Origin of the sequence: Streptococcus saliviloxodontae, assembly GCF_016908655.1 — a bacterium.
In the GTDB taxonomy this organism is placed as follows: Bacteria; Bacillota; Bacilli; order Lactobacillales; family Streptococcaceae; genus Streptococcus; species Streptococcus saliviloxodontae.
Window position 1 is genome coordinate 41,380 of sequence record NZ_JAFBEI010000009.1, and the last position, 13,326, is coordinate 54,705.

A 13,326-nucleotide genomic window follows, 5' to 3' on the forward strand; every position below is an offset into this window, starting at 1 on the left:
TTTATTTAAAAAGTCAAATTATCCTTTCCTTATAAGTATTTTATGATATGATAGTAGTACATAAAACTTTAAGAGGAAGAGATATGATATCGAAAAAAATTAGTAAAAAGTCCTTGCTTTACTCAACAGTGGCCTTGTCATTGTTTGCTGCAGGTCATGCCAATGCTGATGAGCAGTCATCATGGAAACCACGCTCTGTTGAAGAAATCAAAGCAGGTCTTATCACTGAAGGAAACAAAGTGACCTACACTGTTCAATATGGTGATACGCTTAGCACGATTGCACAAGCAATGAATATTGATGTTAATGTCTTAGGAAATCTTAATAAAATTACAGATATTAACTTAATTTTCCCAGAGACTGTATTGACAGCTACCTATAGTGAAGATAACAAAGTAGCTACTGTTGAAGTTGAAACACCAGTAGCAGCTCAATCAAATGAAACTGTTAAAGCAACAGCGGATTTGGAGACAAATCAAGTTGTTGTTGAAGATCAAACAGTTAGCGTAGCTGATTTGACTCAAGCAATTGTTGATACAACAACGCAGGAGCAGGAAGCTTATGCTCAAACAACAACTCCAGTAGAAGATGCTATCGCACAAGCTACTGATACGCAAGCAAGCTCAGAAGACCAAGCAACAAGTGCTGTTCAAGAGACAGCTGCTAGTACAGAAACTGTCGAAACGACAGAAGCACCAGCAACTGAAGTAACTTCGGAAGTGACAGAGGCACCAGAACAAGTGGCAGAAGAAACTGCAACAAGTGAGGTAGCACCTACTGAAACAACAGAAATTTCATCTCAAGTAGAAGAAACTGTTTCACCAGCAACTTCAGAGACAGCGACAAGTGAAGTTGCTGCTTCTGAAGAGGCAGTAGAAACAACAGAGGCTACTTCAGCAGAAACAAGCGAGCAAACAGAAGCGACTGCTGCTTCTGAAGAGGTAGTAGAAACAACAGAAGCTACTCCATCAGAGACAAGTGAGCAAACAGAAGCGCCTCAAGAAACAACAGTACAAGAGTTGACACAGGCGATTGTCAGTGAAACAACAGAAGCATCAACTTATGCAGAAACAACAGAACCTGTGACAGAAGCTATCAATCAAGTCATTGAAGCGAGTGAAGCAGCTCAAACAACTGCAGAAACAACAAGTGATGTTTCTATCAATACTCAAAATATGCAGGCTCCAGCTGCAGCCTTTGCACAATCAGTTGCCAATACTTTTGGCATCTCTGATATCGGTGGTTACCGAGCAGGTGATCCACAAGATCACGGACAAGGTTTGGCAGTTGACGTGATGGTGCCTGAAAGCTCAGCTTTAGGTGATCAAGTTGCTCAATACGCTATTGATAACATGTCATCAGCAGGTATTTCATACATCATCTGGAAGCAACGATTCTACTCACCATACAATAATATCTATGGTCCAGCTAATACTTGGAATCCAATGCCAGACCGTGGTAGTGTGACAGAAAATCACTATGACCACGTTCACGTATCATTTAATGGTTAATAGATAGCAAAATCACGCAAGGGCGTGATTTTTTGCTATAATGGTTTTAAAAAGATGAAAGAAAGAGGAACTCTATTTGCAAGAGTATTCTGTTGATATTACACTTAATCATCCAGATGATGTTTTGGCTCTTTTTGGGAGTAACGAGCGTCATCTCAAACTTATCGAGGATAATCTTGAGGTGATTATCCATGCAAGGACAGAGAGGGTGCAAGTTCTTGGTGATGACGAGAAGGCGGTTGAGGAGGCTAGACTAACCATCCAGGCTCTACAAGTTTTAGTGGGGCGCGGCATGGTTGTTAATACTTCGGATGTCGTAACAGCCCTATCAATGGCTCAATCAGGTACGATTGATCAATTTATCGCCCTCTATGAAGAAGAAATTATCAAGGATAATTCTGGGAAGCCTATTCGTGTTAAGACCCTTGGGCAAAAGGTTTATGTTGATAGTATCAAGTCTCATGATGTGGTATTTGGGATTGGACCTGCAGGGACAGGGAAAACCTTCTTAGCGGTTACCTTGGCGGTCACTGCACTCAAGCGTGGACAGGTTAAACGGATTATTTTGACACGTCCTGCGGTTGAAGCTGGTGAGAGCTTGGGCTTTCTTCCTGGTGACTTGAAAGAGAAGGTTGATCCTTACCTTCGTCCTGTTTATGATGCCCTCTATCAGATTTTAGGTAAGGAGCAGACGACTCGTCTCATGGAGCGTGAGATTATTGAAATTGCCCCGCTGGCTTATATGCGTGGACGTACCCTGGATGATGCTTTTGTCATCTTAGATGAGGCTCAGAATACGACCATTATGCAGATGAAGATGTTCTTGACGCGTTTGGGATTTAATTCCAAGATGATTGTCAATGGGGATACCAGTCAGATTGACCTTCCTCGTAAGGTTAAGTCAGGTTTGATTGATGCTGTTGAGAAATTGCAGAGCATCAAAGCCATTGATTTTGTGCATTTTTCAGCTAAGGATGTCGTGCGTCATCCGGTTGTCGCTGAAATCATCAAGGCCTATGAAGATGATCGCGCAGCTATTTTCCAAAAAGAAGTATCCGAAATAGCTGAAAAAGCCTCTGGCTTGACTTCTTATGAAGTCATTGGAGATTTGCCAGAGAAAAATAATGAGAATGAATGATAGTCAAAGGGATTACTTGTCTCTTCAAGCTAATTCCTTTTCTTTATGCTATAATATGACTAGTAAGCTATTAGATGACAGCGTATAAACGATGAGAAAGGACAGAAAGGGGCAATCTATTTGGAGAGTCTCCTTAATTGAAAAGTATGTATGTTGAAATGATTGATGAGACTGGTCAAGTCTCTGAGGAAATAAAAAAACAAACGCTAGACCTTTTGGAGTTTGCAGCGAAAAAGACTGGTAAGGAAGACAAGGAAATGGCAGTGACCTTTGTCACAAATGAACGTAGTCATGAATTGAATTTGGAATACCGAGACACAGACCGTCCGACGGATGTGATCAGTCTGGAGTACAAGCCAGAGACACCAATTTTATTTGATGAAGAGGATTTGGCGGAAAATCCTGAATTGGCTGAGATGATGGATGAGTTTGATAGCTATATCGGTGAACTATTTATTTCTATTGATAAAGCTAAGGAGCAGGCAGAAGATTATGGTCATTCTTTTGAACGTGAGATGGGCTTTTTAGCTGTTCATGGTTTTCTTCATATCAATGGCTACGACCACTACACACCAGAAGAAGAAAAAGAAATGTTTGGTTTACAAGAAGAGATATTGACTGCCTATGGACTTACAAGAGAATAAGGTTAAGATTTACGAAAAATCAGGGAAAATTGAACCTAAAGAGGCTAAGAAAAAGTGGAAAAATACCAACTTCTTAAACAGCTTTGAATTTGCTGTCATGGGGATTAAAACTGCCTTTATTGAAGAACGTAATATGCGAAAGCATGCTGTTTCTGCTCTTTTGGTTGTTTTAGCTGGTCTTGTTTTTGGGGTTTCAGCACTAGAGTGGATACTACTAGCCATGTGTGTCTTTTTGGTGATTACCTTTGAAATCGTCAATTCGGCAATTGAAAATGTTGTTGATCTAGCCAGTGACTATCATTTTTCCATGCGTGCTAAGAAGGCTAAAGATATGGCAGCAGGAGCTGTGCTTATGGTTTCGATTTTGGCACTGATTGTTGGTATGATTATTTTTGTGCCCAAGGTGTGGGCTTTGCTATTTTAAAATGAAGGAGATGGAATGTCTTTTAAATCTGGATTTGTGGCTATTTTAGGCCGTCCAAATGTTGGGAAATCAACTTTTTTGAACCACGTGATGGGACAAAAAATCGCTATCATGTCTGATAAGGCTCAGACGACTCGTAACAAGATTATGGGGATTTACACAACTGAAAATGAGCAAATTGTGTTCATCGATACACCAGGGATTCACAAACCTAAAACGGCTCTTGGTGATTTCATGGTGGAGTCTGCCTACTCAACCTTGCGTGAAGTAGAGACGGTTCTTTTCATGGTGCCTGCTGATGAGAAACGTGGTAAGGGCGATGACATGATTATGGAGCGTTTGAAGGCTGCTAAAATCCCAGTTATTTTGGTTATCAATAAAATTGACAAGGTGCATCCTGACCAGCTTTTGGAGCAGATTGATGATTTTCGTAGTCAGATGGACTTTAAGGAAATTATCCCAATTTCAGCCTTGCAAGGCAATAATGTGGACACCTTGTTGCGTATTTTGACAGAGAATTTGGAAGAAGGTTTCCAATATTTCCCAGAGGATCAGATTACTGACCATCCAGAGCGTTTCTTAGTGTCAGAGATGATTCGTGAGAAGATTCTCAAGTTGACGGAGCAGGAAGTGCCTCACTCAGTTGCTGTTATCATTGATTCCATGAAACGTGATGCTGACACTGATAAGGTTCATATCCGTGCGACAATTATGGTGGAACGTGACAGCCAAAAAGGGATCATTATCGGTAAGCAAGGAGCCATGCTCAAGAAGATTGGAAAAATGGCCCGCCGTGACATTGAAATCATGCTAGGAGATAAAGTCTATCTTGAAACATGGGTCAAAGTCAAGAAAAACTGGCGTGACAAAAAACTCGACCTCGCCGACTTTGGCTATAACGAGAAAGAGTACTAAAATAGTCCAGTGGACTGTTTTAGGTCTGAGCTAGGAATATAAGAGAGCGAAGAAGGTCTGTGAGACCTTTTTAAGCCGAGGCAAAGGCGAGGTAGGTCCAGTGGACTGTTTTAGGTCTGAGCTAGGAATATAAGAGAGCGAAGAAAGGTCTGTGAGACCTTGAAAGCCGGACCAAAGGCGAGGTAAGTCCAGTGGACTGTTTTAGGTCTTAGCTAGGAATATAAGAGAGCGAAGAAAGGTCTGGGAGACCTTGAAAGCCGAACCAAAGGCGAGGTAGGTCCAGTGGACTGTTTTAGGTCTGAGCTAGGGATATAAGAGAGCGAAGAAGGTCTGGGAGACCTTTTTAAGCCGAACCAAAGGCGAGGTAGGTCCAGTGGACTGCTTTCGAAATATAACATGAAAAGAGACTGATTGACAGTCTCTTTGTCTTAGGAGGAACCCAATGTCACGTAGTCAAGAAGTGATTTTAACCAACATGTGCCTGATAGAGGATGAAGCAGGGCGTTTTGTCATGCAAATCCGTGACCCTAAGCGATATGATTGGGCAGGAGCTGTTTTTCCAGGTGGTCATATCGAAGACGGAGAGAGCTTGCATGCTGCTGTTGTCAGAGAGGTTTGTGAAGAAACTGGACTTAGTATTTCTAACCCCAAGTTAATGGGGATCAAACATTTTTATACCAGAAAGGATAACATCCGTTATTTGGTTTTTCTTTATCGTGCCAATCGTTTCACTGGTGAGCTAACCTCATCAGAGGAAGGGGTGACCAAGGCGGAGCTTGATGCTGGTTTGATTGACTTGGCAGATGGTATGGAGGATACGTTCCCTATCTTTTTTGAGGAGAAGGTATCGGAACTCTTTTATGAGCGTGATACAGCTGATATTTTGCAGACATTTTTCTTTTAAGGAGACCAGATGACACAGGATTACATTTCTTATATTCGTTCAAAAGTTGGTCATGACAAGGTTTTACTAGCTTTTGCAGGTGGTATTTTGGCTGATCAGGAAGGATGCGTCCTTCTTCAATTACGTGGCGATAAGAAAACCTGGGCTGTTCCAGGTGGCGCTATGGAATTGGGGGAGTCAAGCAAGGAAACTGCGGAGCGAGAGTTTTTTGAAGAGACTGGCATCAAGGTGGAGGCTATCCGTTTGCTAAATATTTATAGTCATTTTGATGAAGTCTATCCGAACGGTGATCAGGTTCAGACTTTGGTTGTCATCTATGAGATGAGAGCCTTGGAAGAGGTCGATATTATCGGTTTTCAAAATGAAGAAACTTTGAAACTGAGCTTTTTCTCAGAAGAGGCGATTGCTAAAGAAGTCACTATCAGTGATAAGCATCGCCTGATGTTGACAGAGTATTTTGCTGATAGCTTTGCCTTAGGACATTAGGAGGGAAAATGGTAACAAAACTTTATTTTGTCAGGCATGCGGATCCTAACTACGATAATCACAACGACTACGAACGCGAATTGTCAGCTAAAGGTTTGTTAGATAGACACTTGGTTTCGGACTTTTTGAAGGACAAGCCTATCACGGCTGTTTTTTCCAGTCCTTATGTCAGAGCAGTTGAGACGATTAGACCCTTTGCGGAGAGTAGGAGGTTATCAATTCAGGTTGATGATGATTTTAGGGAACGTCGTATCACAGACCAATGGATTGCTGATTTTAAAAGCTTTTCAGAACAGCAATGGCAAGATTTTTCTTACAAGCTAGAAGGTGGCGAAAGTTTGAGCGAGGTTCAGGAGAGAAATATTCGAGCCTTGGAGCGATTATTGGTGGATTTTGCAGGGCAAGAGCTTGTCATCGGTAGTCACGGAACAGCTCTCAGCACCATTATCCATTATTTTGACCCTAGTTTTTCTTACGTTGATTTTGAGAAGATAAAAGGCTTGATGCCGTGGCTAGTCTGTTTGACCTTTGAGGGGCAGCATTGCCTGTCTATCGAGTCTATCAATCTTTTTGAGAAGAAGACAAGGTGATATCCTATTTGTTTCAAACTTGATCATGATAGCTCTTACTGCTTTCAAGTTTGATTTGAGATGGTCTGGTAAAGAAGGAATGATGAAAGAGAAATATCAGGTGTTTGTACTGATAACCATATTATCTTTTGAGTTCTGCTTTAGCTGATTATTGTATTTTTTATGGAACGGAGGGCGCTATTATATTTTGGAGTGTTTTTACATTTGGTCTACTGCTTTGTATATTGCTAAGTATGTTGGAACACTTTCCTATTCTTAAAAGTGTAGATGAAAGACCAAGTTATGAGGCGTTCACTCCTATGTTATATTGTTAGTGAAGGCAGGGTCATTTTACATTTGATTATCGCAGTTGTATCATTTATCTTGTCTATTTATTATCGCAAACTATGGCAAACGGTAGGAAAGGAGAAAAATTATGCCTGAATTACCTGAGGTAGAGACGGTCAGACGTGGCTTAGAAAAGCTGATTGTCGGCAAACGTATAAAAGACGTTAAGATTAGCTACCCTAGATTGGTTTTAACGGGAGCTGAGGAATTTGAAGTGGCTCTTTTAGGACAGACTATCGAAAAGATGAGGCGTCGTGGGAAATACCTGATTTTTGATTTTGGACAGCAAGTAGTGATTTCTCATCTGAGAATGGAAGGAAAGTTTTTACTCTTTTTAGATCAGGTTCCTACTAATAAGCATTACCATGCTTTTATCACCTTTGCAGATGGTTCGACTCTGGTTTATCAGGATGTTAGAAAATTTGGGACCATGGAGCTCATGCCAAAATCTGAAATGGAAGTCTTCTTTAGCAAGAAAAAATTAGGTCCAGAGCCTACCAAGGAAGCCTTTAAGCTAAAAGACTTCGAAGAAGCTCTGCTATCTTCCCAAAAACTCATTAAGCCTTATCTTTTGGAGCAGCGTCTGGTTGTAGGCCTGGGCAATATCTATGTGGATGAGGTCCTGTGGGCAGCGCGTGTGCACCCTGCTCGTGTTAGTTCGAGTCTTAAGAAAGCGGAGATTAAGCGACTTCATGAGGAGACGATTCGTATCTTAGCCTTGGCTGTTGAAAAGGGTGGCTCAACCATTCGAACCTATAAGAATGCCTTGGGAGAAGACGGCACTATGCAGGATTATCACCAGGTTTATGGCAAGACAGGTCAGCCTTGTCCGAGGTGTGGGTGCGAGATTGTTAAAATACAGTTGAAAGGTAGGGGCAGTCATTTTTGTCCTAAGTGTCAGAAGTTATGAGTCGTATAATCGGTCTAACAGGAGGTATCGCTTCTGGAAAGTCAACCGTTACCAATTATCTAAGAGAAAAAGGTTTCTCCGTTATTGATGCCGATCAGGTAGTTCATGACTTGCAGGCAAAGGGAAGGCGTCTCTACCAGGCTCTTTTAGATTGGCTGGGAGATGGTATCTTAGATGAGACAGGTCAGCTCAGCCGTCCTGTCTTGGCAGAAATGATTTTTTCCAGTCAGGAGAATTTAGAAAAATCTGCTGTCTTACAAGGAGAAATTATTCGGCAAGAATTGGCAAAAAGGAGAGATGAGCTAGCTGAAACGGATCCACTTATTTTTATGGATATTCCTCTTTTGATTGAGCAGGGCTACGTGGATTGGTTTGACCAGATTTGGTTGGTAGCAGTTGATGAAGAGACGCAGTTGCAGCGTTTGATGGCACGAAATGGCTATACTAGAGAAGAAGCTCAGAAACGAATCGATAGCCAAATGCCCACAGCTGAGAAGAAAAAGCAAGCCAGTCATGTGATTGATAATAGCGGGAGTTTGGATGAGACTTATCAGCAGATTGATCTCTTATTGCAAGGCTGAGTAAAGGAGAAGAAGTCAAGCTTTTTCTGTCTTTCTTTGAAAAATATGCTATAATAAAACATATTATTCGAGAAAGAAGATGACTTGTTATCAACGGCATTAATTGGAAACAGAATTTACGTGTAGCTTGGCTTGGTAATTTTTTGACCGGGGCAAGCTTTTCACTTGTCATGCCATTTATGGCACTCTATGTGGAGGAGTTAGGCACTCCTAAGAATCAGGTTGCTTTTATGGCTGGTCTGGCGGTTGCCCTATCAGCCTTGGCTTCAGCTTTGGTGTCACCTTTGTGGGGAAAATTAGCTGATCGTTATGGACGAAAGCCTATGATGATTAGAGCTAGTTTAGTCATGGCTTTTACCATGGGAGGGCTTGCCTTTATTTCAAATGTTTACTGGCTTTTATTGTTACGTCTGTTGAATGGTTTATTTGCTGGCTATGTTCCCAATGCAACGGCCTTGGTAGCCAGTCAAGCTCCCAAGTCGAAGTCAGGCTACGCCCTTGGAACCTTGGCAACAGGTGTGACAGCAGGGACTTTGATAGGTCCTCTTATCGGAGGAACCTTAGCAGAGTGGCTGGGCATGCGAAATGTTTTTTTGCTGGTAGGTATTCTATTATTAATCTGTAATCTCATGACCATCTTTATGGTAAAAGAAGATTTCCAACCGTTAGACAACGAAGAAGTGATGCCGACAAGGCAGGTTATTGGTCAAGTTAAAGATAAGAAAATCTTGCTAGGCTTGTTTGTGACGAGTATGATCATCTATATCTCTGCTCAGTCAGTGTCTCCTATATTGGCTCTCTATGTTAGGCATTTAGGAGAGACTGAGAATCTCATGTTTGTATCTGGTCTTATCGTGTCATCTATGGGCTTCTCCAGTCTCTTGTCTAGTTCTTGGCTAGGGAAAGTAGGAGACAAGATAGGCAATCATCGCTTGTTATTACTAGCCTTGGCTTACAGTTTTACCATGTATTTTTTATGCGGTTTAGCGCAGACCCCTTGGCAATTGGGACTTTTACGCTTTCTTTACGGGTTTGGGACAGGTGCCTTGATGCCTAGCGTGAATTCGCTCTTGACTAAGATTAGTCCCAAAGAAGGGCTTTCTCGTATTTTTTCATACAATCAGATGTTTAGTTACCTTGGCCAAGTGGTAGGACCTTTTATTGGTTCGGCTGTAGCGACAGGGCTAGGCTATCGATGGGTTTTCTTTGTGACAAGCGCTATTGTGTTTAGCAATTTTATTTGGAGTTTCTTAAATTTTAGACAGTATTTAACAAGTAAGGATATCGTGTGAGAGTAAAAATCAATTTAAAATGTAGTGATTGTGGTAGTAAAAACTACCTGACCAGTAAAAATAAAGCGACGCATCCTGATAAGATTCAGGTTCCCAAATATTGCCCCAAAGAGAGAAAAGTCACCTTACATGTTGAATCCTAGTAGCGATTATGGTAAAATGGTACTGACTTAGGTGGAGGAAAAATCATGTATAACTTACTACTAACAGTTCTTCTTGTGATTTCAGTTTTGTTGGTGATTGCGATTTTTATGCAACCTCAAAAAAATCCAAGTAGTAATGTATTTGATAGCAGTGGTTCAGAAGCACTTTTTGAACGTACAAAAGCTCGTGGTTTCGAAGCTTTTATGCAACGTTTTACAGCAATTCTAGTTTTCTTTTGGTTAGCAATTGCCCTAGTGCTTGCAATTTTATCAAGTAACTAAAGTAAGCTTTGACCCATGGTGTCAGGCTTCTTTTTTTATGATTACTACCTCAGGTGTTGAAACACCAAGCTAATACTCTATGAGTATCACATTATTAAGAGAGGAGAGTGCTGGATTAATCTGGCCTCAAAAAATGAAAAAACAAATTATTACTTATTTAAAGGAAAATGGTAAGTCAAACATCAATGATTTGGCAGCTAGCCTCGGTATGGCAGGCAGTGAGCATTTTCCACAGTTGATTAAAACGATCTCTCAAATGGAGAGTAAACGTGAGTTGCGTTTTTCAGATGACGGCAGTATTGCCTTGAGACCGAAACGTGACAAGCAGGAACAAATCACCGTTCAAGGTGTTTTTCGTGCCAATAAAGCAGGATTTGGTTTTCTCTTTGTTGATGACAATGAAGATGATATGTTCATTGGACGTAACGATGTGGGACATGCCATTGATGGCGATACTGTTGAAGTTGTTATTAAAAAACCAGCAGACCGTCTAAAAGGTACTGCAGCAGAAGCGCGTGTGGTTGATATTGTTGACCACGCCTTAAAAACAGTGGTCGGCAAGTTTATCCTAGATGATGATAAGCCTAACTATGCTGGCTATATCAAGTCTAAGAATCAAAAAATTCAACAGAAAATCTATATCAAGAAAGAACCTGTTGTCCTTGATGGTACTGAAATCATCAAGGTTGATATCGAAAAATACCCAAACCGTCACCACGACTACTTTGTCGGAAATGTCCGTGATATTATCGGTCATCAAGGTGATGTCGGCATCGATGTTTTGGAAGTTTTGGAGTCTATGGATATCGTCTCAGAATTTCCTGAGGATGTTATGGCTGAAGCAAATGCCGTGCCAGATGCTCCTTCTGAAGAGGACTTGATTGGTCGTGTGGACCTTCGTGGCGAAGTGACCTTTACCATTGATGGGGCTGATGCTAAGGACTTGGATGATGCGGTCCATATCAAACGTTTGGACAATGGCAACTTTGAACTAGGCGTTCATATTGCCGACGTTTCTTACTACGTGACCGAAGGCTCTGCTCTTAACCGTGAAGCGGTTGCTCGTGGAACTTCTGTTTACGTTACTGACCGTGTGGTACCAATGTTGCCTGAGCGTTTGTCAAATGGTATTTGCTCATTAAATCCAAATGTTGATCGCCTGACCCAATCAGCTATCATGGAGATTGATGATAAAGGCCGCCTGGTTGACTACCAAATTTGCCAGTCAGTTATCAATACCACCTTCCGTATGACCTATTCTCGTGTCAATGACATGCTGGCTGGTGATGAGGAGGCTCTTGCTGAGTATGCTCCGATTGTTGATGCGGTTAACAACATGTCAGAATTGCATGCGATTTTAGAGAAGATGCGTGTGCGTCGTGGGGCACTTAATTTTGACACGGCAGAAGCGAAAATCATTGTGAACGACAAAGGGATGCCAGTTGATATCGTTTTGCGTGAACGTGGAACAGCTGAGCGTATGATTGAATCCTTCATGCTCGCAGCAAATGAGTGCGTCGCCCAGCATTTTGCCAAAAATAAAATGCCATTCATCTATCGTATTCACGAAGAGCCTAAGGCTGAGAAGTTACAGAAATTCATCGACTATGCGTCTTTATTTGGTGTTCAGGTTCACGGAACAGCTAATAAACTCAGTCAATCAGCCTTGCAGGATTTCATGGCGACTATCGAAGGTCAGCCTGGAAGTGAAGTCCTCAATATGATGTTGCTACGTTCGATGCAACAAGCGCGCTATTCTGAGCACAACCATGGACACTATGGTTTGGCCGCAGAGTACTATACGCACTTTACTAGTCCAATCCGCCGTTACCCTGACCTTTTGGTACATCGCATGATTCGTGAGTACACTAAGAATAATTCTCAGGAAACGCAAGACCACTTTGCTCAAGTGATTCCAGAATTGGCAACCTCATCTTCAACTCTAGAACGCCGTGCTATTGATGCTGAGCGTGTGGTTGAGGCTATGAAAAAAGCGGAATATATGGAAGAATATGTGGGTGAGGAGTTTGATGGGGTCGTTGCCAGCGTGGTCAAATTCGGTATGTTTATCGAGTTGCCAAATACCATCGAGGGTCTCATTCATATCACAACCTTGCCAGAGTTTTACAACTATAACGAACGCACGATGAGTCTCCAAGGTGAGAAGTCAGGTAAGGTCTTCAAAGTTGGTCAACCAATCCGTATTAAACTTGTTCGTGCCGATAAAGAGACAGGAGATATTGACTTTGAATATCTCCCAAGCGACTTTGATATTATCGAAAAGATTGATAAATCTCTTGTCCGCAAACCTCGTGGAAATGGCAGACCACGTCGAGATGACAAGGGTAACAAAGAACGTCGTGGCTCTCGAGGTGATCGTGGTGATAACAATCGTCGCAAGGAGCGAAATGATCGTGACCGTAACGGAAAAGGACGTCGAAGTGATCAGTCCTCTTCTGACCGTAACCAATCCTCACGTGATAGACAGTCGTATGGAGATGCTAAGAAAAAAGGTAAGAAACCGTTCTACAAAGACGCTGCTAAACGTTCGCAAAAGAAAAAATCAAGATAGGATTGGAGGATTTCCATGCCTAAACATGATGACACTCTTCTGGCGCAAAATAAGAAAGCCAGACATGATTACAGCATTGTTGATACCATTGAGGCTGGTATTGTGCTGACAGGGACAGAAATCAAGTCTGTCCGTGCTGCTCGGATTCAGCTCAAGGATGGCTATGCTCAGATAAAAAACGGTGAAGCTTGGCTTGTGAATGTTCATATTGCTCCTTTTGAACAAGGCAATATTTGGAATCAAGAGCCAGAGCGAACGCGTAAACTCCTTCTCAAAAAGAGAGAAATCGCGAGATTAGAAAACGAGCTCAAAGGGACAGGCATGACCTTAGTTCCCCTCAAAGTTTATTTGAAAAATGGCTTTGCTAAGGTGCTCATTGGATTGGCTAAAGGGAAGCACGATTATGATAAACGTGAGTCCATCAAACGCCGAGACCAAGATCGTGATATTAAACGTGTGATGAAAAGCATGAATCAGCGATAAGAAAAAGCTCTTAAGCTTCATTAGTGAGGTGTACTGACCCCAAAAAGTTGGACACTATATTTATTGAAGGGATTTAGTTCTGTATTGCACAGGACTAAGTCCTTTTAGTTTTGCTTTGATTCGT

Annotated in this window: 15 protein-coding genes; all 15 read left to right on the forward strand. The window is 41.7% G+C overall.

Annotated features, from left to right (window positions below):
* The first annotated feature begins 83 nt into the window (after positions 1 to 83).
* The 15 genes from JOC31_RS03070 to smpB all read left to right on the forward strand — a co-directional run bounded on the left by JOC31_RS03070 (position 84) and on the right by smpB (position 13,202).
* Positions 84 to 1,511, forward strand: coding sequence for a LysM peptidoglycan-binding domain-containing protein (locus tag JOC31_RS03070; protein ID WP_205016719.1), 1,428 nt, complete (start codon positions 84 to 86; stop codon positions 1,509 to 1,511).
* 76 nt (positions 1,512 to 1,587) lie between these two features.
* Entirely contained in the window at positions 1,588 to 2,649 is a 1,062-nt protein-coding gene (locus tag JOC31_RS03075; protein WP_205016720.1) for a PhoH family protein, read from the forward strand.
* Between the two features lie 146 nt (positions 2,650 to 2,795).
* Positions 2,796 to 3,293: an rRNA maturation RNase YbeY gene (gene ybeY, locus JOC31_RS03080; protein WP_205016734.1), complete on the forward strand. Its 498-nt coding sequence runs from the start codon at positions 2,796 to 2,798 to the stop codon at positions 3,291 to 3,293.
* A complete protein-coding gene (locus JOC31_RS03085; RefSeq protein WP_205016721.1) occupies positions 3,274 to 3,717 on the forward strand; it encodes a diacylglycerol kinase family protein in 444 nt (147 codons plus the stop codon). Before ybeY ends, JOC31_RS03085 begins: the two co-directional genes overlap by 20 nt.
* A 15-nt stretch (positions 3,718 to 3,732) precedes the next feature.
* Positions 3,733 to 4,632, forward strand: coding sequence for a GTPase Era (gene era / locus JOC31_RS03090; protein WP_205016722.1), 900 nt, complete (start codon positions 3,733 to 3,735; stop codon positions 4,630 to 4,632).
* Between the two features lie 442 nt (positions 4,633 to 5,074).
* Positions 5,075 to 5,536, forward strand: a complete 462-nt coding sequence (locus tag JOC31_RS03095; protein WP_205016723.1) for an 8-oxo-dGTP diphosphatase — start codon at positions 5,075 to 5,077, stop codon at positions 5,534 to 5,536.
* A gap of 9 nt (positions 5,537 to 5,545) precedes the next feature.
* A complete protein-coding gene (locus JOC31_RS03100; protein ID WP_205016724.1) occupies positions 5,546 to 6,022 on the forward strand; it encodes an NUDIX hydrolase in 477 nt (158 codons plus the stop codon).
* Positions 6,023 to 6,030: 8 nt separating this feature from the next.
* On the forward strand, positions 6,031 to 6,612 hold the full coding sequence (locus tag JOC31_RS03105) for a histidine phosphatase family protein (RefSeq protein WP_205016725.1): 582 nt from the start codon (positions 6,031 to 6,033) through the stop codon (positions 6,610 to 6,612).
* 415 nt (positions 6,613 to 7,027) lie between these two features.
* Complete coding sequence (mutM, locus tag JOC31_RS03110) at positions 7,028 to 7,849, forward strand: DNA-formamidopyrimidine glycosylase (protein ID WP_205016726.1); 822 nt, start codon at positions 7,028 to 7,030, stop codon at positions 7,847 to 7,849.
* Positions 7,846 to 8,430 (forward strand): dephospho-CoA kinase, encoded by a 585-nt coding sequence (gene coaE, locus JOC31_RS03115; protein WP_205016727.1) that lies wholly within the window; start codon positions 7,846 to 7,848, stop codon positions 8,428 to 8,430. The genes mutM and coaE overlap by 4 nt, the downstream gene beginning before the upstream one ends.
* A gap of 98 nt (positions 8,431 to 8,528) precedes the next feature.
* Positions 8,529 to 9,722: a multidrug efflux MFS transporter gene (locus JOC31_RS03120; protein ID WP_205016735.1), complete on the forward strand. Its 1,194-nt coding sequence runs from the start codon at positions 8,529 to 8,531 to the stop codon at positions 9,720 to 9,722.
* A complete protein-coding gene (rpmG, locus tag JOC31_RS03125; RefSeq protein WP_205016728.1) occupies positions 9,719 to 9,865 on the forward strand; it encodes a 50S ribosomal protein L33 in 147 nt (48 codons plus the stop codon). Before JOC31_RS03120 ends, rpmG begins: the two co-directional genes overlap by 4 nt.
* Before the next feature lie 45 nt (positions 9,866 to 9,910).
* A complete protein-coding gene (gene secG, locus JOC31_RS03130) occupies positions 9,911 to 10,147 on the forward strand; it encodes a preprotein translocase subunit SecG (protein WP_205016729.1) in 237 nt (78 codons plus the stop codon).
* A gap of 133 nt (positions 10,148 to 10,280) precedes the next feature.
* A complete protein-coding gene (gene rnr, locus JOC31_RS03135) occupies positions 10,281 to 12,719 on the forward strand; it encodes a ribonuclease R (RefSeq protein ID WP_205016730.1) in 2,439 nt (812 codons plus the stop codon).
* A 15-nt stretch (positions 12,720 to 12,734) separates the two neighbouring features.
* On the forward strand, positions 12,735 to 13,202 hold the full coding sequence (smpB, locus tag JOC31_RS03140) for an SsrA-binding protein SmpB (protein WP_205016731.1): 468 nt from the start codon (positions 12,735 to 12,737) through the stop codon (positions 13,200 to 13,202).
* Positions 13,203 to 13,326 lie beyond the last annotated feature (124 nt).